This is a genomic window from Agromyces aurantiacus (assembly GCF_016907355.1).
Lineage (GTDB): Bacteria > Actinomycetota > Actinomycetes > Actinomycetales > Microbacteriaceae > Agromyces > Agromyces aurantiacus.
Window position 1 is genome coordinate 210,650 of the sequence record NZ_JAFBBW010000001.1, and the last position, 20,891, is coordinate 231,540.

The following is a 20,891-nucleotide window of genomic DNA, read 5'->3' on the forward strand; positions in this document are numbered from 1 at the left end:
CGCCATACGCCCGACGCCCGGGTGGGCTACCCGCGTCCCGCCATCACGCCGAGCGCACCGATCGGGAAGCGCGGCAGCGGCCCGAGCACCTCCGACAGGCGCGCGATCGACCGCTCGAGGTCGTCGCACGCGCGCCGGACGGTCTCGCTCGGGGCCGGCGACGCCGACGCGACGAGGTCGCCGAGCGACATCCGCTCGTCGAAGGCGACGAACCGGCTGCGCCCCGGCGTGATCACCGACTCGTAGTCGTGGAACTTGAACGGCCCGCCGCTGAGCGGCGGTTCGAGCATCGTCCAGACGGCGGGGATCCCGTACGCGTCGGCGGTCACGAGCCCGTGCAGCGAGGTGGTGACGACGGCGTCGGCCGACGCGATCTCGCGGACGGCGCGCGCCGCGGGCTGGTGCACGTCGACGACGCGCACGCGGACACCCTGGGACTGAGCCAGCGACATGAACGCCTCGTGGCGACGGTGATGCCCGTGCGGAACGAGCACGACGTCCCACTGCGCCCGAGGACGCGCGAGTCGACGCCCGACGAGGATGCCCGGGTCGCCGAGCGCCACGTCGTCGGGCGCGCCGATGAGCTCCCGGGTCAGGTGCCCGCGGACGGCGAGCACCTTCGCGCGCGGAAGGGGGTGCGGCTCGCCGTACATGAGCCCGCTGCCCCAGATCGCGCCGTCGAAGTCCTCCGGGAGGAACTCGAGGATGCTGCCGACCCCCGACAGTCGCGCCTGCGACGCCACCCGGTGCACGGGCGCGATCCCGTACTCGGGCAGGATCCACGGGGTCAGGTCGTCGCCGAAGTTCGGGTGGCCGTCCCACCACGTCGCGGGCACGACGACCCCGCCGCGCCACATCGTGGGGCGCGTGGCCGCGGCCGCGAGGCGTCGCAGCTGGCGCAGGCGGCGGCGGCCGGTGTTCGAGTAGGTCATCTCGACCCCACTTCGCGGGGGCCGGCGGGAACGCGGTTCGACCCGCGGCCCCGGGCGAGCACGCGCTCGTAGCAAGCGAGGTACGCTGCGGCCACGCGGTGCCACGTGTACTCGGCCACTCGGCTGCGTCCGGCGCTGGCCAGTCTGGCCCGCAAGTCGCCGTCGGCGACCACCCGACGGAGGGCGTCGGCCGACGCCTCCGCGTCGAGCGGGTCGACGAGCACGCCGTCGACCCCGTCGCGGACGAACCCGGCGGCGCCGCCGCGGCTGGTCATGACGAGCGCGGCGCCGCTGCGCCACGCCTCGAGGGCGACGATGCCGAAGGCCTCGACCCGGCTCGGCACGATCACCGCAATCGATCCGGCCATCGCGTCGGCCACCGTGGCCGGGTCGAGTCGGCCGGCCATCAGCACGCGGTCGTCGAGGGCCTCCGACCGGATCAGCGCCTCGAGCGCGGGCCGCTCGGGGCCGTCGCCCGCGATCACGAGCCGGAGGTCGGGATCGAGCCCGGCCCGGGCGAACGTCTCGACGAGCAGGTCGAACCCCTTGATCCGGCCGAGCCGGCCGACGCCGAGCACGTAGCGCCCCTCGAAGGGCGTCCGCTGCCCGCTGCCCTGAAGCGTCAGGTCGACGCCGTTCGGCACGACTTCACCGCCCACGAGGCCGAAGTCCGCGCGAAGGCGCTCGAGCACGAACTCGGACGGCGCCGTCACGGCGGCCGCCGCCCGCAACGCGCGGCGCAGCGAGACGCGCAGCACCGTCGACCGCTCGAAGACCGCGGTGTCGTCGGCGACCGTCTCGCCGTGCGAGGTGACGACGAGCGGAAGCCGGAACCGTCGGTGGAGGGCGAGCGCGTACACGCCGTTCGGGCCGAAGCAGTGCACGTGCAGCAGGTCGGGCCGGAACGCGCGGACCGCCGACGTCCAGGCGCGCCACGCCGGTGGAAGGGCTACGAGGAAGCGTCCGACTCCCCCGACCGAGCCCGAGGGCAGCGGCGTGGGCAGGTACCGGACGGTCACGCCCTCGATCTCGCGCACGCCCGGTCCGGTTCCGCGATCGACGGTCCAGACCTCGACGGCATCGCCCGCCTCGGCCAGTTCGCGCGCGACCTGGCGCACGTGCTCCTCGACACCGCCGACGTGCGGCGCGTACGACGAGGCGACGAGGGCGACGCGGTGCCGAGCGCGCGCCGGCGTGCCGTCCGGACCTCCGCCGGGCATCGAACCCTCCACGCGTCAGCCGCGTCGGCCGCCGCGACGGCCCGGACCCGAGCCCGGGACGAGCTCGGTCTCCTCGGCCTGCGCGGGGGCCTCGGGTGCCGCGACGGTCTCGACCGCGGGCGTCACCTCGGCGGCCGGCGCCGTGTAGTCGTGGCGGTACTCGTACGAGTAGGTGGCGGCGTCGGCGCCCTTGAGCGGCGACTTGTTGAGCACGACGCCGAGCGCGCGCCCGCGGGCCTTCTGCAGCGTGTTCAGCGCCTTGTCGAGCAGGTCGTAGGTCGTCTTGCCGAGCGTGACCACGACGAGCGCGCCGTCGGCCTGGTGCGTGAGCACCGCGCCATCCGTCACCGGCAGCAGCGGCGGCGCGTCGATGATGACCGTCGCGTGCTTCGTGAGGTCGGCGATCAGCGTGTGCATGCGCTCGGAGCCGAGCACCTCGCTCGGGTTCGGGGGCACGCTGCCGGCCGCGAGCACGAGCAGGTTGTTCGACTTCGGCGTGCGCTGGAGGACCTCGGAGAGCGCGGCCCGACCGGCGAGCACGTCGCTGAGGCCCGCGCCACCCGGCAGGCCCATGGTCTTCGCGACCATCGAACGGCGCAGGTCGCCGTCGACGAGCACGACCGTGCTGCCCGCCGCGGCGAGCGTGAGTGCCAGGTTGCACGCGATGGTCGACTTGCCGTCGCCCGGGAGCGGGCTCGTGACGACGATGGTCTTCGGCGGGTGGTCGACATCCATGAACTGGAGGTTCGTGCGCAACGACCGCAACGCCTCGGAGACGGCGAAGGTGCCGTTCTTGCCCGTGCTGTTCGCGGCCGACGAGTCGACGATCCGGTCGCCCGCGTCGAGGCCGGCCACCCACGGGATGGTGCCCACGACCGCGACGCCGGTCTTCTGCTCGACGTCTTCGGCGGAGCGGATGCGGCGGTCGGCCGCCGTGCGGATCATCGCGAAGGCGATGCCGAAGCCGAGCCCCAGCACGCCGCCGATCAGGATCGCCGTCTGCACGTCGGGGAAGGCCGGCTGCGACGGCACCGACGCCGATTCGCGCGAGATCACGGTGACCGGGGCGTCGCCCGTGGCGCTGCTGTCGGCCTCGAGCTCGTCGACGACCGTCTTCATCGAACGCAGCCACGCCTCGGCGAGCTCCTTCGCGCCCTTCGCCGTGTTGGCCTCGGCCGTCACGGTCAGGATGGCGGTGCCGGTCGGGTTGGTGACCGTCACCCGGTTCACCAGTTGCTCGGGATTGGTGTCGAGCCCGAGATCGTCGATCACCCCGTCGGCGACATCGGTCCAACCGGCGATGACCAGATACGAGGGCACGCGCGACCGCGCGAGGCTGTCGCCGAGCGAGGCGGTGCTGACCGCCTCACCCAGACCGGTGGACTGCACGAGCCCGCTCGCGCTCGCCACGTACACCGGCGTCTGGAGGAGCGTCCAGCCGTAGCCGGCCGCCGCGCCGACGACGGTCATCAGCAGGATCGCGATCCAATGCCGACGCAGGCCGCGGAGGTAGTCGCGCAGTTCCATGGACACCTCCGTGTCGTGCCGCCGTCCGATCCGCGGCGCGGTGGACCATGAACGAGTAGGGTCCATGGTATGCCAACCACCTTCGACGTGCGCGCGCTCGAGTCCGTGATCCGCGTGGAGCTCGACGACTCAGTGCCCGAAGCCGACCGTGAGCGCATGCGCGCCGAATGGGTCGACGTCATCGAGCAGGATGCCGCGCAGCCGGACGTCACCGTCGTCGGGGCCCTGCGCGAACTCCCCCACAGCACCGAGATGTCGGTCCGCGTGGTCTCGACCGGTTCGGCGGAACGGCTCGGTTCGCTGCTCGCGAGCGAGGTGACGCTCGCGGCGATCGGCGAGCTCAGCGGTTCGGCGCTCATGCTGCACGCCGGTGCCGTCGCGCTCGACGACGGCCGGGTGATCGCCCTCGTCGGGCCGTCCGGGCGCGGGAAGACGACCGCCACGCAGGCCCTCGCCCGCGAGCTGGGGTACGTGACCGACGAGACGCTGGCGTTCTCCGCCGACGGCGCGGTCGTGCCGTTCCGCAAGCCGCTCTCGATCGGGCAGCACCCCGACGCGAAGACGCAGGTGCCGGCATCCGAGTTCGGCCTGCGCGACCTCCCGGCAGCGCCCTTGGAGCTCGCCGCCATGGTGGTGCTCGATCGCCGCGAGGGCATCGACGCTCCGTATGTCGAGCATGTGCCGCTGCTCGAGGCGCTCGAGGAGATCGTGCCGCAGACGAGCTACCTCTCTTCCCTTCCACGGCCGCTGCGCACGCTCGTCACGGCCATCCTCTCGACGGGTGGCGTGCGTCGCGTGGTCTACTCCGAGGCCGACACGCTCCCCGCACTGATCGACGACGTGCTCGCGACCACCGCCTTCGAGTCGCCCCAGCTCGTCGACATCGGCGTGTCGACCAAGGACTGCGACTGCGCGAGCAAGCTCTCGCCGTTCGAGACGGTCGAGACCCCAGAGGCCGACGCGGCGACGCTCTACCGCCGCGCGAACTACCGTGACGCGCTGACCGTCGACGACTCGCTGGTCGTGCTGAGCGGCAACCGGGTGAGCGTGCTCGAGGGCCTGGGTCCGGTGCTGTGGTTCGCCGCCGAGGACGCCACCGAGGCCGAGCTCACCGACGCGGCCCTGCGCGAGATGCCGGCGCCGCCGGAGCACATCGACCCAGCCGAGGTGGTCTCCGCGACGGTCGGCGAGCTGATTCAGGCCGAGCTGCTCACCCGAGCCTGATCGGTGCGGTCGGCCGGCCCGCGCGCAGCGGCGGGCCGATCGCCGCCTCGGCGTTCGCGCGTTCCTCGCGCGCCATCGCGCCGATGCAGATGCCGGCGACGACGAACGGGATCGACACCTGGGCCGCCACCCAGAACAGGTCGAACTGCGCCTGCACGAACCGGCTCAGGACGATCGCGAAGGCGAGCGTGCCGTACCGCGGGTCCATGTGCCAGAGCACGAGCAGGATGCCGATGCACATGACGGCGAAGCCGATGAGTCCGACCACGCCCGAGCTGGCGAGCACCTCGAGCTCGCCCTGCGGCGGCTGGTAGCCGAGGTTGCCGGGCTGGTACCAGTAGCGCAGGCCATGCCCGAAGACGGGCGATTCGCGCCAGAAGCGGTAGACCTCGCGGAACCAGTCGAGCCGCTGGAACACCGAGTTGTGCTGATTCTGCGACTGGACCTGGTCGACCACCATGGAGATGATCAGCCACGCGGCGGGGATCAGCAGCACTGCGATGAGGTAGCGGGAGCGACGTGACGTGCTGCGCCGGATGACCGCCACGATGACCGCCGCCATCAGGCCGATCAGCGCCTGCCGGGACTGCGAGACCAGCAGGCCGGCGATCAGCAGCCAGAACGCCAGCCGTGACCACCCGCGCGTCCACCCGACCCAATCGGGGTTCAGGAACGCGATGATCGCGCCGAAGGCGAAGACCGTGCCGACGAAGTTCTTGTGCATCGGGATCGGCCACGACGGCGCGGCCGGTCCGAAGTTGCCCGCGAGGTACTGCGTGGCTGCGTCGATCAGCGTGAGCACGGCGATCACGCACGCGGTGAACACGATGAGCGAGAGCGCAGTGCGAGCGAATCCGGCCGCACCGAGCGCCCACCCGACGATGAGCGCACCCGAGACGAGGAGCCATGCGTGGAACCACTCCATCGTGTTGGCCAGGTACGGGTTGACGAGCAACGTGAAGAACGTCGCGAACTGGTACACGAGGTTCAGCACGAGCAACTGCCGCAGGGATCGGCTGTAGGGCCGCTCGCCGAGCAGCACGGCCGCGCCGAACGCCGCGGCGAGCGCAGCATCCGACACCGACAGGTCGGCGCCGCCGACGCCGATGCGCTGCGAGATCAGCAGCCCCGGCACCGAGAACAGCACGATCGCCAGCGGCTTCGAACCGGTGAGGGCCGCCGCGACGACGAAGGCGGCGAGCACGACCGCGAGCATCGCGCCGCCCTGCGACCCACGCTCGAGGAGCAGGTAGGTGGCAGTGACCGCACCGAATGCCATCAGCACCCAGCGCCATGCGCCTGCCCACCAGTCGACGACCCGGTGGTGCCGGATCGCCCGGCGCTCGCTCGTCGAACTCATGCCCGGTCCTTCGCTGAAATCGCCTCAAGTATCGCAGGTCGTCCAGCCGACCCAGGAGGTCGGTCCCGATTAGTCTGGCCCGATGGCACACACGATCAGCGACGTGGTCGCGCGCGGCATGTGCGTCGGCTGCGGGGGCTGCGCCATCCGCACCGGCGGCGCGATCCCCGTCCGCCTCGATCGCTACGGGATGTTCCAGGCCGACCTCACGGCCGCCGACCCCGAGCAGCTCGAGGCCGCCGATCGGGTGTGCCCGTTCTCCGACTCGTCGCCTGATGAGGACCAGGTGTCCGAGGCGCACTACGCCGAGCTGCCGACCCATCCCCGCATCGGGAGGTACCGATCGGTCTACGCGGGCCGCGTGGTGGACGACGACCGCATCGTGGGCAGCAGCTCCGGCGGACTCACCTCGTGGTTCCTCGGCGAACTGCTCGACCGGTCCCTCGTCGACGGGGTGATCCACGTCGGCAAGGGCGAGGGATCCGAGCTGTTCCGCTACACGGTGTCGCGCACCAGCGGAGACCTCCTGGCCGACCGCAAGTCGATGTACGCCTCGACCACCCTCGACGAGGTGGTCCGCGAGGTCCGTGGCGACGGGCGCACGTATGCGGTCGTCGGCGTGCCGTGCTTCATCACGGCCGTCCGGCACCTCGAACGCGAGGACGAGGTGCTCCGCCGCCAGTTCACCTGGCATGTCGGGCTGGTCTGCGGCCACCTCAAGAGCCGGTTCTTCGCCGAGTCGCTCGCGTGGCAGGCGGGCGTGCGGCCCGACGAACTCGAGGGCATCGATTTCCGCGTCAAGAACCCGGCCCGACGTTCCTACTCGTACGACTACCTGGCACGGGGCCGCGGCGGCCGTGCGCGTCTGCGGCGCACCCTGTCGGCGATCGACGGCAGCTGGGGTTACGGCGCCTTCCAACCCGGGGCGTGCAATTTCTGCGACGACGTGTTCGCCGAGACCGCCGACGTCGTCTTCGGGGACGCCTGGCTTCCGCAGTACACCGAGGACTGGCAGGGGACGAACGTGCTCGTCACGCGCGCGGCCGAGGCCGACCGGATCCTCGGCGATGGCGTCCGGGACGGCGCCATCCGCCTCGAGCCGCTGACGACCGACCTCGCGGCGCAGTCGCAGGCGGGCAACTTCCGTCATCGGCGCGACGGACTCCGGGTCCGTCTGGCCGACGACCTCGCCGACGGGCTCAGCGTGCCGCGCAAGCGCGTCTCCCCCGGCTACGACGGGGTGTCCTCCCAGCGCATCGCCCTCATCCGGCAGCGCCGCGCCATGTCGGAACTCTCGTTCGCCGCGTTCCTCGACGCCAGGACGAGCGGACGGCTCTCGGCCTACACCGCGCCCATGCGCGCCGCGATCCGCCGCTACCGACGGATCGAGTCGGAGGGCAAGAGCCTCCCGACGCGCGCCCGGGAGGCCCTCCGATCGGTCCTGAGGCGCGGCTGATCCCATGGCGACCCGCAGGGTGGGCATCGTCACCATCAACGACGACACGAACTACGGCAATCGCCTGCAGAACTACGCCCTGCAGGAAGCGGTGCGCGCGCTCGGCTGGGAGCCCGAGACGCTGCGGAACCGGCCCCCCGCGTGGGATCGTGCGCTGCTCGCGCCGAGGCTGCTCCATGAGGCGCGCCATGATGCACCGGCCCTGGCCGCGAGGACGCTCACCCGAGTGGGGGAGCGCCTCGGGCGGACCTCCGCCGGCCCAGCCGCCTTCCTCGAACGGCGTCGGGCGGCCATCGCCGCGTTCGCGCGGGCGAATGTCGCCTCCTCGCCGAACGAGTACTCGGAACGTCCGGCGGCCGAGTGGGCCGATCGCTATGCGCACGCGATCGCGGGCTCCGACCAGGTCTGGAACCCCGTCTACCGGCGCGCGCAGGGCATCGACTTCCTCGACTTCGTGCCCGCGGAGCGCCGGATCGCGTACGCGCCCAGCTTCGGCGTCCAGCGCATCCCGGGGTTCCTCCGCTCGCGGTACCGCGACTGGCTCGCCGGCATCCCGCACCTCTCGGTACGCGAGACCGGCGGGCGGCGCATCGTCGCCGAGCTCACCGGCCGCGACGTCCCGGTCGTCCTCGATCCGACGCTGCTCGTCGAACAGGACGTCTGGGATCGGCTCATCGCGGGGCGGCCGCCGATCGTGGACCGGCCGTACGCCGTCCGGTTCTTCCTCGGCCACCCCACGCCCGAACAGGAGGCGTGGCTCGATCACGACGCGCGTTCGGCGGGTCTCGCGGTCGTCGACCTGCACGCCCTCGATCGCGAGGAGTATGCCGACGTCGATCCGGCCGGCTTCGTGTGGGCGATCGCTGGTGCCGAGCGGGTCTCCACCGACTCCTTCCACGCGGCGATCTTCGCGCTGCGCTTCCGGAGGCCGATCATCGCCCGCACGCGCTTCGCGCGCGACCCGCGATGGGACGAGCTGCTGTCGCAGAACGAGCTGACCGCCGCACCGTCCGGCGTGCCGGGCCTGCGTTCGATCAGCGACGTGGACTGGGACGCCGTGAGCGCACGACATGCGCGCCTCCGGCGCGAGTCGACGGAGTTCCTCGCACGGGGTCTCGCTTCACGACTCGAGCCCTGACGCTCGTTCGCGATGCGGTGCCCAGGCGCGGGGCGGCCACCGGAGGAGGGCGTGCGCCATCCCGTCGGTCACCCTCGCGAGACCAGCCAGCACCTGACCGCGCGCGATCATGGCGCGGCCCTCCCCCAGCTTGCGGCGCGCCACGCGGGCCTGGTGCGCGCGCCAGATCCGGCGGATACGGCGGTCGGCGTCGGGCGATCCCGACCGCCGATGGTAGACCGCGGACCAGACCTGCCTGGCTCCGCGGACGTTCCGCGCCCGGTCGCCGGAGGCGTTCGAGGCGTGCCGACGGTATCCGACCATCACCCGGTCGACGGGCACCAGCGGTCCAACCTCGGCGAGACGCACCACGAACTCCCAGTCCTCGGCGAGGAACCGCGAGTCGAACCCGCCGGCGCGGTCGAACGCCGAGCGACGGATCAGCAGGCAGCTCGGCGGGTACACGAGGTTCGCGAGGAACAGGTGCTCGGCGCCGACGTCGGCGTCGAGATCGCGCGGCACAAGCCGACCTTCGACGAGGTCTTCGCGGGAGCGCATGTGACGCGGGAAGTCGCCGGGGTGGAGCGGCGCCCCCTCGGCGTCGACGTAGTCGGCGAGCACGAACGCACCCGCCGCGTCGGGCCGGTTCTCGAGCACCTCGATCAGCGTCGCGAGCGTGTCGGGGTGCCAGACGTCGTCGGCGTCGAGGAACAGCAGGTACCGGGATGACGCGGCGGCGCGCGTCGCACCGAGGTTCCGTGCCTCGCAGACGCCGAGGTGCGGGCTGGTGACCAGCGCGACGCGCGGATCGGCGGCGAGCTCTCGCACGATCGCGGGGCCGTCGTCGGTCGACCCGTCGTCGACGACGACGACCTCCAGGCGCGCGAAGCCCTGCGCGAGCACCGACTCCAGCGTCTGCCGGATGAATCGGCCGCCGTCGTACAGCGGGATCACGATCGTGACCAGCGGCTGGGCGTCGCGCGCATCGGGGCGCAGGTCGGTGGGCTGCGACGTCATGGGCAGCAGCATCCCACACCGCTCTCGCCGGGCACGATTCGCGCCCCGGTAGCATGACCGCGTGCAGGATCGAGATGCGGATGCCGCGGCGACGACGTTCGCATTGGTGATCCCGACGCACCGGCGCCCCGAATTCGTCCGCCAGGCGGTCGACAGTGCGTTGCGGCAATCCCGGCCCTTCGACCAGGTGATCGTGATCCCCGACGGCCTGGACGACCCCGCCGTGGCCGCGCTCGCGGACGTGCCGGTCGAGGTGCACCCCATCGAGAAGGCCGGCGTGGCCGCGGCCCGCAACGCCGGCGTGGCGAACGCGCGCACCGACTGGGTGTGCTTCCTCGATGACGACGACCTGCTCCACCCCGACTACCTCGCCCGGGTCGAGCGTGAAGCATCCGGCTCGCCCGAGATCGGCGCGATGAACGCGGCCTACTGGAGCTTCGCGTCGGAGGCGGGCCCCGACGACGAGTTCGCCGCGGACACGCTCGACGAGTGCCTGGTGGCCATCCGCACGGCGGTACCGCGCCGCGACCTGTCGTACCTCGAGATCGAGGGCCGGAGCTTCGATCTCCTGCTGGAGCGCATGCGCGGATCGATGAGCACCTCCGCGGTGCGGCGCGACCTCCTCGAACGCGCCGGCGGTTTCCCGCACGGCATGGTCACGGCGCAGGACTGGGTGATGTACGTCAACGTCGCGCGGCTGACCGAGTGGCGCCTGATCCGCGACCGGCTCGCGTTCTTCCGCGACCTGCCGAACTCGATCACCCGCACGGGATCGCCGGTGAAGGGCTTGACGGCGTTGCGCGCCATCCGCTCGTTCTGGCAGCCGAGTCCACTGCCCACCCCGCCGCACCGCCCGCTCGACGCATATCGCACGAACTACCGCTTCGTGCTGGGCTGGGCGCTGCGCGCGTGCTGGCGCGCCCGCGACCTCCGCTCGTACCGCGAGGCGCTCGTGATCGCGCGCGACATCCTTCCGCGCCGCAGCGACCGGATCCGGGCCGCCGCCCCGAGGTGGGTGCAGGGCGGCATTCGGCGTGCGACGCGCCTCTTCGGCCGTCGCTGATGGCGACCCGGTTCAGGGCTCGAGGCCGGCGAGCGCAGGCAGCGCGACGACGCGGTAGCGATCCCACGCGTTCCGCGTGAAGGGCGCGGCCGCGGCGGTGCGCAGCGGATGGCGCGACCGCCACCGCCATCGTTCGAGGTCGCGGTCCCAGTCGCGCGTGTGCGCGTAGCCCGACACCTGGCGCTTCTCGAGCATCTGCGCCTCGGTCCGCACCCAGCTCAGGTGCAGGACGGCCTCGTCGAGCGGCACCACGGCGTGGACCGGCGTGTTCCGCGGGTGTGCGGGGTCGGTGTTGCGCCGGGCCACGTCGAGGCGGCGATGCGGCACGCCGCCGGCCTGCCGCGCCACGGTGAGCCGCGTTCCCGCGCGCACCGCGACCGGACCGGGATACGACGCCTGCGAACCCCAGAACCGGCCGCACTGCTCGAGGAATCGCCCGTCGGTCGTGGCGGTGTAAATGTTGCGAAGCGGGAAGTCGAGCGCCTGCGCCCCGGCCGTGTCGGCGGCAGCCACCTCGCGGCGCAGCGCCGCGGGCGAGGGCAGCACCTCGTCGGTGTCGAACTGGAGCACCCAGTCGGCGCCCTCGGACGCCGCATCGAGGGCCGCCTGCCGCTGCGCGGTCTCGGTCGCCATGAGCGAGCGCTCGCCCATGACGTGGTCGCCCGGCAGCAGCACCACCTTGCCCTCGGGGTCGGCCGCTTGGATGCGACGCAGCGACTCCTCGACCGAGAGCGGGTGGCCCGACCACGAGCGATGCGTCCGGTCGAACGACACGACGATCCGGTCGACCATGTCGTAGTAGGACCCGATGCTCGTCGCGATCCACGCCGGATCGCCGGCCAGCACGTAGGCGTTGAACCGAGTGGGCTCGGGCGCCGTCATGAGGCGACGCCCTCGGCCGGCGCGCCGAGGAGCCCGCGGAGCTCGCGGCCCAGTGCGTCATCGCGGCGGGGCGGCAGCGGATGCCACCTGGCCGACCGCAGCACGGCCGCATACCCCCACGCTACGCCCACTAGCGTCACCCCGAAACGGCGGACCCTCGCCGCGAAGCCGCCCGCGCGGCCGATCGCCCGGAACTGCCCCCCGACCCACCTGCGGAGGAGGGGCGAGCGGATCCCGCCGTCGCGGGCGAGCAGCACCATATGGTTGCGCCGCCCGTAGAGCTTGTACCGCGTGTCGAAGCGGGCGCCGCGCACATGCGGCGCGGGGAGGTGGTCGACCGCCGCGTCCGGCGCGAAGATCGCCCGCCCTCCGATGGCCCGGATCCGGAGGAAGATGTCGGTGTCCTCGCGGAGGGCCGTCCCGGGGTAGTCGTCGCGAAAGCCGCCGAGTTCGGCGAGCACGGAGCGGCGGAACGACATGTTCGCCCCGATGCCGTGGTCGACCTCGACCGGCCCGGCGGGGAGCGACGCGAACCCGTCGGTCAGCGACCCGTCGCCGAGCAGGCGACCGATCGGCTTCGCGTACTGCTCCTCGCCGGCAGCGCCGTTGCAGGTGCGTCCGGAGACCGCGGCCACGATCGGGTCGTCGAACGCCGCGAGCAGCGCCGACTCCCACCCCGGACGGAGCACCACGTCGTCGTCGAGGAAGCTCACGATCTCACCGTGCACGTGCCGGAGGGCCTCGTTGCGCGAGCGGGTCATCCACCCGGCGAGCTGCGGCGCGTGCACGTAGACGACCGGTCGTCCGGCCTCGTCGGCGATGCCGCGTCGATCGGCGGTGGAGGCGTCGACCACGACGATCTCGGATCCCGCGTCGAGACCGTCGGCCAGCGAACGCAGGCAGCGTCGCAGGAACTCCGGCCGCTCGTACGTCACGATGCAGACGCTCAGCTTCGGTGCGTCGCCCATGGTCTCCCGTTCCTCGGCCGGTACCGGGTGATTCTATCCACGAGCCGTGCAGCACCTCGTATGCTGCCGTCATGGATCGGGCGGAGTCGACGGCGCGATCCGAGACCCGTTCGCCACGTGCCGCCTACGTCGTCCTGACCCACCGCGATTGGCCGCAGGTCGAGCGGCTCGTCCGGGCGATCATCGCATCGAGCCCCAGCGCGTACGTACTGGTCGCGCACGACAGCCGGACGACCGAGTTCCCCGCCGGCATCGGCGATCCCCGGGTCGACGTCGTCGAGCACGGGCTCGCGACCGACTGGGGGTCGTGGGAACTCGTCGAGGCGACCCTCCGCGCATTCGAGCTGGTGCGGGAGCGCGTCGACCCGGCGCTCGTGGTGCTCGTCTCCGGCCAGGACTATCCGATCCGCCGGCTCGACGAATGGGAGGCCGAGGTGCTCGCCGCGGACGGCTGGGTGGGCACGGCCGAACCGCTGCGCTACACGGCGCACTGGGGCACGCGGCGCGGCGAAGGCCTCGACGAGCTCACCCGCTACACGTACCGGTGGTTCCAGACTCCGCTCGCGCGTCGGCGCATCCGCATCGGGGGACCGACGGGCGCCCTGCTGCGGCGCGTTCGGGGCGCCGTATCGCTCCGCCTCGAGCCCATGCTCAGCGTGCGCGTGGTCACCCGGGGGCGCGGCGTCTTCTGGGGCATCCGGCGCCGCACGCCCTTCTCCCCGGAGCGGCCCTGCTACTTCGGCAGCCAGTGGGTCGCGTTGCGCCGACCCGAGCTGGATCGCCTGCTGGATGAGGATCTCGCCCCGTCGTCCCGGCTCCGCCGGTTCTATCGCCGCACGGTGATCCCCGACGAGTCCGCGCTGGTCACACCGCTCTCATGGCGCGGGGCGCCGGCCGCGCTTCCTCCAGTGACGCGCGTGACCTGGGATACGGTGCGCGACCAGCCGACCGTGTGCACGCTGGACGACCTGGATGCGCTCGTGTCCTCGGGGTCGGCCTTCTGCCGCAAGGTCGAACCGGTGCGGAGCGCCGCGCTGATGGACGAGCTGGATCGCCGCACGCGCACGCGGTGACGCCAGTGTCAGACCTGGGAGTACGCTCCTGACGGCGCCCCATGCGGCGCGACGAGGAGGCGCGCAATGCAGGTCGGGCGACCTGAGATCCGATCCACGGATGGCACGACGACGTGGAACGTCGGAGTGCGCGGACTCGCGAACGCGCCGGACCGTCTGTGGTTCGAGGTGCCCGAGGAGCACGCCGGGATGCTCACCGATGCCGTCGACCCGGCGGTCGTCGGACTCCTCGTCCCGGCGATGCGCGCGGGCGGGCCCATGGAGGTCGAGGGCGCGGTCACCGACGAGCTGGTGCACGGGATCACCCACGGCTACCAGCACATCCTCGAGGCCGTGATCCCCGGCACGCGGCAGATCCCGGTCGAGGCCGCGGAGTCGGTCGCCGCGACCCCGCGGGCGAGCGGGATCGGCACCGGGTTCTCGGGTGGGATCGACAGCTTCGCCGTGATCGCCGAGCACCTGGTGCAACCCGTGCCCGACGCCCTGCGGCTGACGCACCTCTCGTTCTTCAATGTGGGCGCCATGACGGGCGGCGATCGCGGGCGTCGGCGATTCCGCCGCATGCACGCGCAGCTCGCACCCGCAGCCGAGCGGCTCGGCCTGCCGTTCATCCCCGTCGACTCGAACCTCGACGACTTCTTCCCGATCGGGGCGTTCGTGCAGACGCACGGGCCGCGAAACCTGGGCACGGCGTTCCTGTTGCAAGGCGCCCTCGGCGGCTTCATCTTCGCGAGCACGGCGCCGTACGCGCAGGTGGGCGTGCGCCGATCGCACAGCAGCGCACGCTCCGACGCCATCTCCATGCCGCTTCTCGAGACCGGACGGTTCCGCCCGGTCTTCCACGGCAGCCAGTACACGCGCGCCGAGAAGACCGAGATCGTCGCCGGGGTCCCAGAGTCCACCGAGAGCCTCCACGTGTGCACCAGCATGACCGCCGACGGACGCAACTGCTCGCGGTGCAGCAAGTGCCTGCGCACCCAGTTGACGCTCGAGCTCGCCGGGCATCTCGACGCGTACGGTCGGGTGTTCGACCTCGATGCCTACCGCAGCGCGCGCGACGCGTTCATCGACGAGGTCGCTGCATCGCGCGATCTTCACCTCGTGGAACTCAGGAACTTCGCGCGCCAGGTCGGGTTCGCCCTCCCGCCGTCGGCGGCCGGCTTCGTGCGCCACGGACTGCGGCGCACGGCGCGCAAGACCGGCGCGGTGCTCCGGGGACGGCACCGCCCGGCGGACACCGACGTCGCGCCCGCCTGAGATGTGGTGAGCTTGTCACCGTGCTGGCGTTCATCACCTCCCTGCGACATCCGCGCAACAGCTCGGACTACGCGCAGGTGGAGGCGCTGCTCGCCGACACGCTCCGGTCGGTGATGCGCCAGCGGCATCCCGACTTCACCGTCTGGGTCGTGGGGAATCGGAGGCCGGGGGAACTGCCGGACGGCGTCCACTGGGTCGGCGTCGACTTCGCCCCACCGAGCGAGAAGCGCAGCCCGATCACGGGGCAGGACGCCGTCCTGCTCGACAAGGGGTCGAAGCTGGCCGTCGGCCTCCTGGCGGCGCGTACGACAGCGCCCGACCATGTCATGTTCTTCGACGCCGACGACATGGTGTCGAACCGGTTGGCGGCGCTCTCGGCGGAGAATCCCACGAACAACGGCTGGCGCATCGTCGACGGGTGGCGATGGTCGAGCGCTCGACGCGCCATCCGGAGGCAGGCCGAGTTCCACCGTCACTGCGGCACCGCGTTCATCGTGCGGCCCGAACTGTACGGCCTGCCCGACTCGCTCGACCCCGACGCTCCGCAGGACGAGCTCCGAGCGGCGCTCGGCGATCGCCTCTTCCGTCACTTCGGCTCGCACCGGTACCTGAGCGCCGACCTCGCCGAAGCGGGGCACCCACTCGAGGCGGTCGAGTTTCCCGCCGCGCTGTATCGCGTGGGCACGGGCGAGAACCATTCGGGCGTCTCGCTCGGCGGATTCGGCCGACCCATCGGACCGCGCATCGCCGATGAGTTCGGCATCCCGGCGACGCCGTGGACCCCGGCCGGCCTCGCCCGGTCGGTGCTGCCGAGCCGCCGGGCGCTCGAGCGCGTGGCCGCCTTCAGGAGGAGACTGCGGAGAGCCGGGGGCAGCGGCCCGCGGGGCGGGAGCTGATCAGTCGAGCTCGCCGAGTTCGACCAGGCGCGCGAAGTCCGCGCTCGCGGCGCGAACCTCCTCGAAGGTGCCCTCCGTCTCGACCTGGCCGTCCTTGAGGAAGACGAGCGTGTCGGCATGCCGAACCGTGGAGAGCCGGTGGGCGACGATCACGATCGTGAGCGTGCCCTGCAGCGAACCGAGTGTCTTGGCGATCTCGTGCTCGGTCACGTTGTCGAGCGCGGAGGTCGCCTCGTCGAGCACGAGCACTCGCGGCCGGCGGTAGAGCGCGCGGGCGAGTCCGATGCGCTGGCGCTGTCCACCCGAGAGACGCACGCCGCGTTCGCCCACGACCGTGTCGAGCCCCTCGGGCAGATCGGCGACGAGCGCGTCGAGCTGCGACATCCGGATCACCTCGCGCACCCGGTCGACGTCGATCTCGTCACGCGGCACACCGAAGGCGATGTTCGTCGTGAGCGTCGCGTTGAGCAGGAAGACGTCTTGCGGCACCACCCCGAGGCCGGCGTACCATCCGGCGAGGTCGTCGGCGATCGAGCGGCCACCGACGATGACCTCGCCTTCCGTGGGCTTGAGCAGGCCGAGCACGATGTCGAGCAGCGTGCTCTTGCCGGCACCGCTCGAACCGACGAACGCCGTGGTGCGGTTCTCGCGGATGTCGAGGGAGATCCCGCGCAGCACGAACTCCTCGGAGTCGGGATAGTGGAAGCTGAGGTCGCGGAGCACGATGTCGCCCGTGAACGGTTCGGAGCTCCTCGGACGCTCGTCGTGCACACCCCCGGCGTCGAGTTCTTCGACGGCGTTGGAGACGATCTCGAGCCCGGCCTTGCCGGTGCGGATCGTCGCGAGGTTGGCGGCGACCCGGTTGAGCCCGGGCAGCGCACGCAGCGAGGCCGCCGCGAAGACGCCCAGCACGGTGAGCGCCTCGGCCGGAGTGCCCGTCGTGAAGAGGATGACCGAGATGCCGAGGATCGCGATGACGAACCCGAGCTCGAGCAGGTAGCGCGGTGCGTCGGAGAGGATGCCCATGACCCGCGATGCGCGAGCCCGGCGCATCCGCGCCTCGCGGAAGCCGTCGATGAACGCGCTCGAGCTCGACGTGAGCCGGGCCTCGCGGAACCCGTCGAGTCCGGGAAGCAGGAACTGCCAGGCCTCGAGGCCGGCGGCCGCGAGCTCCTCGCCGATGCGGTACTGCCGGCGACGCAGGACCATCTGCACGCCGAAGACCAGGATGCCGAACAGCGCCACGGCGAACAGGGTCACTGCGAAGGAGGTGTACGCGAGCACCACGACGATGGCCGCGAGCACCACGATGTCGGAGACGAGGCTCACGACCCCGAGCAGCACGCTCGACGACTGGCCGGTGGCATCGTTGATGTTGCGATAGACCTCGCTGATGCGGCGCGAGCGGTGATCGGAGTACGGCGCGAGCGCGTAGCGACGGGCGAGCTCGGCCGAGGAGAGCGCCGAGATCTTCGTCGTGCGGCCGAGCAGCCACCAGCGGAACAGGATCGCGCCGACGCTCTTGACGATGAAGACGATCGTGATCAGCCCCGCCACGACCGGGATGAGGGTCGACAGGTCGGTGGTGCCGAGCACGCCCGAGATCCACTGCACGAACCAGTTGTCGGTGTCGCCGGTGAAGAGCTGCGTGAGCGGCACCATGGCCGCAACGCCGATCGTGTCGAGCGCGGCGAGCACCAAGGACGCGCCGATGGTGCCGAGGACCCACCGCTTCGGATCGGCGCCGGCCATGTCGAGCATCATCCGCAGCTGCGCGGTCAGGCTCCGCTCGCGAACGCTTCCTGCCATGGGTCTCCTCCGCGCCTCGCCCTCGATGTCGGGCGGGCGGGCCTCAGGGCATCATAACTGCGCGGATGGCGCGTGCCACGCCGTGCGTCGTGCGGCCGACGCGCCCGCCCGGCTCTCGCACGCGCTCACGCGCTCGGCGCACTCACTCGCTCACTCGCTCGAGCAGGCCGCGCTCGACCATGTCATCCAGGAACCCCTCGACCTCGGCCCGGATCGTCGCCGGCTCCACACCGGTCCATCCGGCGACACGGTCCACCAATGACTCGGCGGGGCCGTCGCACGCCTCGACCCAGATGAGCCCCGCGACACCGTCGAGCACCACGATCGGCCCGTGCGGCAGGGTCGCCGCGTAGAGAACGTCGTCGTGCTCGACGACGCCCACGGCGTCGGCGGGGCGGTAGCCGGGCATCAACGCACCACCCTTCGCGGCCCGTACCGGCGGTACACCGCCTGGGCAGCCTGGCCGACGCCGACGAACGGGCGACGGATGAACTCGACGGCGATGTCGAGACGCGTGGGCGTGCGGCCCAGGCGGTGCGCCAGGTGGTCGACGTTGACGAACGTCGCGCGCAGCGCCATCCGCATCGCCGCCCCCGCGCTGGGTGCGGCGCGGATGCGGGCCCGCCACTCGGCGGCGCGCGAGCCGCCCTGGGAGACCACCTTCCACAGCCGGTACTCGCGGTCGTCGCGGTACCGGTCGAGCCCGCCGGTGGCGGCCGCGAACGCGACCTCGGCGTGCAGCCGCGCGACGAGCTGCGTCACGTCGGCCCGGAACGCCTCGTCGGCCTCCGTCCACACCGTGACGACGTCGCCGCGCGCACCTTTCGCCGAGCGCGCCGTGTTGAGCAGGAGCAGCACCGCCTGGGCGGTCACGCTCGGCACGCGGCATCCGACCCCGGCGATCTCGACCGGCCGCCGATCGGCCCAGAACACCTCGAACGCCTGCGCCGGGTCGAGGCGGATGCCGGGGAAGTAGCGGTGGATGTCGATGAACCCCCACGCGTCGTGCAGGTACGTCTGCGCGTGACCGAACGGCGAACCGCCCTCGAACGTGCTGTAGAGGGCCCACCCGTTGGCGCGGAGCGCGCGGTCGAGCGCGTCGACCTGCGAGGGGCGCACGAGCACGTCGACGTCGCTGCCGGCGTACCCGCCCGGGCGGAGCGACGGGTCGACCGCGACCCCCTTGATGTGCAGCAGGTCGACCCCGATCGAGTCGGCGAGGTGCTGCACCGCCGCGTGCCCGAATCGCAGGCGCACCGGAAGCGGCACGCTGACCTGCGACTCGTTCACGCCCGTTGCACCGCCTCCCGGATCACTGTAGCGAGGCGCGCGACGTGGGCGTCGCGGCGAAACCCGCGTGCCCAATCGCGGGTCGACTCGGGGTCGATGCCGCGGGCGGCCGTGATCGCCGCGGCCAGGTCGGCCGCGGTGGCGGATGCCGCGTGCGCGCCGCTCACGCCGGGCCGCACCGTCTCGAGGTAGCCGCCCGCCGCGACCGTCGCCGCCGGCGTGCCCTCGAGCGCGGCCTCGAGCACGGTAAGCCCGAAGTCCTCGCGCCCCGCGCCGATGACGACCTCGGCGTGCCGGTACACCCAGCAGAGCTCGGCGTCGCTCACCCGGCCGAGGCCGTGCACGCCGCGCGCGGGGTCGTCGAGCGACTCCGAACCCGAGCCGACGACCGCGATCCCGAGTCCGGCCGCGCGGGCCGCCTCGACGGCGAGCGGCACGTTCTTGTAGCCGCGGTCGCGCGCCACGACGACGGCGAACGGCGCGTTGAGGTCGCGGGCCGGTGCCGCGGCATCCGTCGCCACCGGCTCGACCGGCGGATGGATCACGGTCGACTCGAGCCCGTACGCCGCGCGGATCCGCTCGCGCGTGACCTCGGAGTTCGCCACGATCGCGCTCGCACGCGCCATCGCCTCGGCGTCGCCCGCGCGCAGCAGCGGCGTGCTGACGGCGAGGCCGGCCCGGCGCAGCGCGCTGAGCCGCAGCCGGTAGTCCTCGGCGGCGTACAGCCAGCGAGCCGGGCTGTGCACGTAGACGACGTGCGGCATCTCGAAGCGGAACCGGTGCGCCCACCCGCTGCTCGAGACGAGCGCCACGTCGCCGCCGGCGACCGTCGTCCGCGCGGCGATCGCCGGCAGCGCCGGCAGCATCCGCTCGACCTGCCCCGACAGCGCCGACGGGATGGTGGCGCGCACCTCGAGCCCGCGGAACGCCTCGTAGGTCGACTCGGGCCGGTACGCCAGGGTCACGACGCGGTCGGCACCGAAGCCCGCCACCCACTCGGTGACGACGCGCTCGGCCCCGCCGACCTGCACCAGGTAGTCGTGCGCGAGCACGATCCGTGGCTCGTCGCCGGGGTTCCGGATGTCGCGCGCCGCCGTCATGCGGCCCGCCGCGCCTCGACCGCGGCCGCGCGCCAGAGCGCGGCCGTGACGAGCGCCATCCACACGATGAACACCGCGACGCCGAAGACCGAGCCGCGGCCCTCCGGGGCGGAACCCAGCACGCCGAACACGAACCCCAGCGCGAAGAACGCGGCCGCGACGAGGCTCACGATGCCGAGCCAGCGCCATCCGATCCTGCGGCGCAGAAAAGCCGGTGCGAGGGTCGCGGCGAGCGCGGAGCCCGCGAGCACATTCGGCACCCTCGTCTGGAGGGCGTCGAGCACGGCGAGGGCCGTCTCGGCGGGGTCGGTCGCCGCGGCGAACAGCGCCGTCTCAGCCGTGAGCGAGACCAGGCCCATGGCGATGAACACGGCGCTCGCGAGGCCGAACGCCGCGGCCGTCACGGCGTCGCCGTCATCGTGGAGCACGACCGCGAGCGGCGCGGCGAACACGATCACGGCGAGCAGCGCGACGCCGAGCGCGAGCTCGCTCGCGAGCAACGGCACGCGCTGGTCGCCGATCCAGGCGGCGAGGTCGGCCGGGGCGCTGGTCTCGGGGCCGAGCCCCTGCAGCAGACGATGCACGCCGTAGAGCACGACGAACGCCGTCGCCCCGATCGCCGCCCAGCGCAGGCGCGAGGCGCGCACGGCCGCGTTCACGCCCACGTCGAGCTCCTCACCCAGTCGATGCGTCGGCACCG

At 72.4% G+C, this 20,891-nt stretch carries 19 protein-coding genes; 7 read left to right on the forward strand and 12 right to left on the reverse strand.

The window, feature by feature from the left end:
• Positions 1–26: 26 nt before the first annotated feature.
• From JOD46_RS00965 to JOD46_RS00975, 3 genes are read right to left on the reverse strand one after another with little or no spacing between them, the layout of a single operon-like run.
• Positions 27–932 (reverse strand): polysaccharide pyruvyl transferase family protein, encoded by a 906-nt coding sequence (locus tag JOD46_RS00965; protein WP_204390948.1) that lies wholly within the window; start codon positions 930–932, stop codon positions 27–29.
• The gene (locus JOD46_RS00970) at positions 929–2,152 is read right to left on the reverse strand and encodes a glycosyltransferase family 4 protein (protein ID WP_204390950.1); all 1,224 of its coding nucleotides are present in this window, start codon (positions 2,150–2,152) and stop codon (positions 929–931) included. Before JOD46_RS00970 ends, JOD46_RS00965 begins: the two co-directional genes overlap by 4 nt.
• Before the next feature lie 15 nt (positions 2,153–2,167).
• Positions 2,168–3,679: a tyrosine-protein kinase domain-containing protein gene (locus JOD46_RS00975; RefSeq protein WP_204390955.1), complete on the reverse strand. Its 1,512-nt coding sequence runs from the start codon at positions 3,677–3,679 to the stop codon at positions 2,168–2,170.
• Between the two features lie 69 nt (positions 3,680–3,748).
• Here JOD46_RS00975 and JOD46_RS00980 point away from each other — a divergent pair, with 69 nt between their 5' ends.
• Entirely contained in the window at positions 3,749–4,903 is a 1,155-nt protein-coding gene (locus tag JOD46_RS00980; protein ID WP_204390956.1) for an ATP-binding protein, read from the forward strand.
• Here the strand turns inward: JOD46_RS00980 and JOD46_RS00985 are convergent.
• A complete protein-coding gene (locus tag JOD46_RS00985; protein ID WP_204390957.1) occupies positions 4,890–6,263 on the reverse strand; it encodes an O-antigen ligase family protein in 1,374 nt (457 codons plus the stop codon). The genes JOD46_RS00980 and JOD46_RS00985 overlap by 14 nt on opposite strands.
• Before the next feature lie 82 nt (positions 6,264–6,345).
• Between JOD46_RS00985 and JOD46_RS00990 the strand changes: the two genes are divergently transcribed.
• Entirely contained in the window at positions 6,346–7,719 is a 1,374-nt protein-coding gene (locus JOD46_RS00990) for a Coenzyme F420 hydrogenase/dehydrogenase, beta subunit C-terminal domain (RefSeq protein WP_204390962.1), read from the forward strand.
• Positions 7,720–7,723: 4 nt separating this feature from the next.
• Positions 7,724–8,857 carry a polysaccharide pyruvyl transferase family protein gene (locus tag JOD46_RS00995; RefSeq protein ID WP_204390963.1) on the forward strand — a complete coding sequence of 378 codons (1,134 nt, stop codon included), beginning with the start codon at positions 7,724–7,726 and terminating at the stop codon, positions 8,855–8,857.
• On the opposite strand, the gene JOD46_RS01000 is transcribed toward JOD46_RS00995, so the two are convergent.
• On the reverse strand, positions 8,840–9,853 hold the full coding sequence (locus JOD46_RS01000) for a glycosyltransferase family 2 protein (RefSeq protein WP_204390964.1): 1,014 nt from the start codon (positions 9,851–9,853) through the stop codon (positions 8,840–8,842). The genes JOD46_RS00995 and JOD46_RS01000 overlap by 18 nt on opposite strands.
• Before the next feature lie 61 nt (positions 9,854–9,914).
• On the opposite strand from JOD46_RS01000, the gene JOD46_RS01005 reads away from it, so the two are divergent.
• Positions 9,915–10,916: a glycosyltransferase family A protein gene (locus JOD46_RS01005; RefSeq protein WP_204390965.1), complete on the forward strand. Its 1,002-nt coding sequence runs from the start codon at positions 9,915–9,917 to the stop codon at positions 10,914–10,916.
• 12 nt (positions 10,917–10,928) lie between these two features.
• On the opposite strand, the gene JOD46_RS01010 is transcribed toward JOD46_RS01005, so the two are convergent.
• Positions 10,929–11,798: a hypothetical protein gene (locus JOD46_RS01010; protein WP_204390966.1), complete on the reverse strand. Its 870-nt coding sequence runs from the start codon at positions 11,796–11,798 to the stop codon at positions 10,929–10,931.
• Entirely contained in the window at positions 11,795–12,766 is a 972-nt protein-coding gene (locus tag JOD46_RS01015; protein WP_204390967.1) for a glycosyltransferase family 2 protein, read from the reverse strand. The genes JOD46_RS01010 and JOD46_RS01015 overlap by 4 nt, the downstream gene beginning before the upstream one ends.
• Positions 12,767–12,837: 71 nt before the next feature.
• Here JOD46_RS01015 and JOD46_RS01020 point away from each other — a divergent pair, with 71 nt between their 5' ends.
• The 3 genes from JOD46_RS01020 (at position 12,838) to JOD46_RS01030 (ending at position 15,992) form a co-directional block, all read left to right on the forward strand.
• Positions 12,838–13,839 carry a beta-1,6-N-acetylglucosaminyltransferase gene (locus JOD46_RS01020; RefSeq protein WP_204390969.1) on the forward strand — a complete coding sequence of 334 codons (1,002 nt, stop codon included), beginning with the start codon at positions 12,838–12,840 and terminating at the stop codon, positions 13,837–13,839.
• Positions 13,840–13,905: 66 nt separating this feature from the next.
• Positions 13,906–15,096 carry a hypothetical protein gene (locus JOD46_RS01025; protein WP_204390971.1) on the forward strand — a complete coding sequence of 397 codons (1,191 nt, stop codon included), beginning with the start codon at positions 13,906–13,908 and terminating at the stop codon, positions 15,094–15,096.
• Between the two features lie 20 nt (positions 15,097–15,116).
• A complete protein-coding gene (locus JOD46_RS01030; RefSeq protein WP_204390973.1) occupies positions 15,117–15,992 on the forward strand; it encodes a glycosyltransferase family A protein in 876 nt (291 codons plus the stop codon).
• Here JOD46_RS01030 and JOD46_RS01035 read toward each other — a convergent pair whose 3' ends face one another.
• The 5 genes from JOD46_RS01035 to JOD46_RS01055 all read right to left on the reverse strand — a co-directional run bounded on the left by JOD46_RS01035 (position 15,993) and on the right by JOD46_RS01055 (position 20,889).
• Positions 15,993–17,801 carry an ABC transporter ATP-binding protein gene (locus JOD46_RS01035; protein ID WP_204390976.1) on the reverse strand — a complete coding sequence of 603 codons (1,809 nt, stop codon included), beginning with the start codon at positions 17,799–17,801 and terminating at the stop codon, positions 15,993–15,995.
• Positions 17,802–17,943: 142 nt separating this feature from the next.
• Entirely contained in the window at positions 17,944–18,210 is a 267-nt protein-coding gene (locus JOD46_RS01040; RefSeq protein WP_204390978.1) for a PqqD family protein, read from the reverse strand.
• Complete coding sequence (locus JOD46_RS01045) at positions 18,210–19,091, reverse strand: nucleotidyltransferase family protein (RefSeq protein ID WP_204390980.1); 882 nt, start codon at positions 19,089–19,091, stop codon at positions 18,210–18,212. Before JOD46_RS01045 ends, JOD46_RS01040 begins: the two co-directional genes overlap by 1 nt.
• Positions 19,088–20,191 carry a glycosyltransferase gene (locus tag JOD46_RS01050; RefSeq protein WP_204390982.1) on the reverse strand — a complete coding sequence of 368 codons (1,104 nt, stop codon included), beginning with the start codon at positions 20,189–20,191 and terminating at the stop codon, positions 19,088–19,090. The genes JOD46_RS01045 and JOD46_RS01050 overlap by 4 nt, the downstream gene beginning before the upstream one ends.
• Positions 20,188–20,889, reverse strand: coding sequence for a hypothetical protein (locus JOD46_RS01055; RefSeq protein WP_204390983.1), 702 nt, complete (start codon positions 20,887–20,889; stop codon positions 20,188–20,190). Before JOD46_RS01055 ends, JOD46_RS01050 begins: the two co-directional genes overlap by 4 nt.
• Positions 20,890–20,891: the final 2 nt, after the last annotated feature.

Excerpts from the sequence above, each read along its gene's own strand:
- JOD46_RS00965 (WP_204390948.1), bottom strand. The coding sequence starts at position 932 with ATGACCTACTCGAACACCGGCCGCCGCCGCCTGCGCCAGCTGCGACGC.
- JOD46_RS00970 (WP_204390950.1), bottom strand. The coding sequence starts at position 2,152 with ATGCCCGGCGGAGGTCCGGACGGCACGCCGGCGCGCGCTCGGCACCGC.
- JOD46_RS00975 (WP_204390955.1), bottom strand. The coding sequence starts at position 3,679 with ATGGAACTGCGCGACTACCTCCGCGGCCTGCGTCGGCATTGGATCGCG.
- JOD46_RS00980 (WP_204390956.1), top strand. The coding sequence starts at position 3,749 with ATGCCAACCACCTTCGACGTGCGCGCGCTCGAGTCCGTGATCCGCGTG.
- JOD46_RS00985 (WP_204390957.1), bottom strand. The coding sequence starts at position 6,263 with ATGAGTTCGACGAGCGAGCGCCGGGCGATCCGGCACCACCGGGTCGTC.
- JOD46_RS00990 (WP_204390962.1), top strand. The coding sequence starts at position 6,346 with ATGGCACACACGATCAGCGACGTGGTCGCGCGCGGCATGTGCGTCGGC.
- JOD46_RS00995 (WP_204390963.1), top strand. The coding sequence starts at position 7,724 with ATGGCGACCCGCAGGGTGGGCATCGTCACCATCAACGACGACACGAAC.
- JOD46_RS01000 (WP_204390964.1), bottom strand. The coding sequence starts at position 9,853 with ATGACGTCGCAGCCCACCGACCTGCGCCCCGATGCGCGCGACGCCCAG.
- JOD46_RS01010 (WP_204390966.1), bottom strand. The coding sequence starts at position 11,798 with ATGACGGCGCCCGAGCCCACTCGGTTCAACGCCTACGTGCTGGCCGGC.
- JOD46_RS01015 (WP_204390967.1), bottom strand. The coding sequence starts at position 12,766 with ATGGGCGACGCACCGAAGCTGAGCGTCTGCATCGTGACGTACGAGCGG.
- JOD46_RS01020 (WP_204390969.1), top strand. The coding sequence starts at position 12,838 with ATGGATCGGGCGGAGTCGACGGCGCGATCCGAGACCCGTTCGCCACGT.
- JOD46_RS01025 (WP_204390971.1), top strand. The coding sequence starts at position 13,906 with ATGCAGGTCGGGCGACCTGAGATCCGATCCACGGATGGCACGACGACG.
- JOD46_RS01035 (WP_204390976.1), bottom strand. The coding sequence starts at position 17,801 with ATGGCAGGAAGCGTTCGCGAGCGGAGCCTGACCGCGCAGCTGCGGATG.
- JOD46_RS01040 (WP_204390978.1), bottom strand. The coding sequence starts at position 18,210 with ATGCCCGGCTACCGCCCCGCCGACGCCGTGGGCGTCGTCGAGCACGAC.
- JOD46_RS01050 (WP_204390982.1), bottom strand. The coding sequence starts at position 20,191 with ATGACGGCGGCGCGCGACATCCGGAACCCCGGCGACGAGCCACGGATC.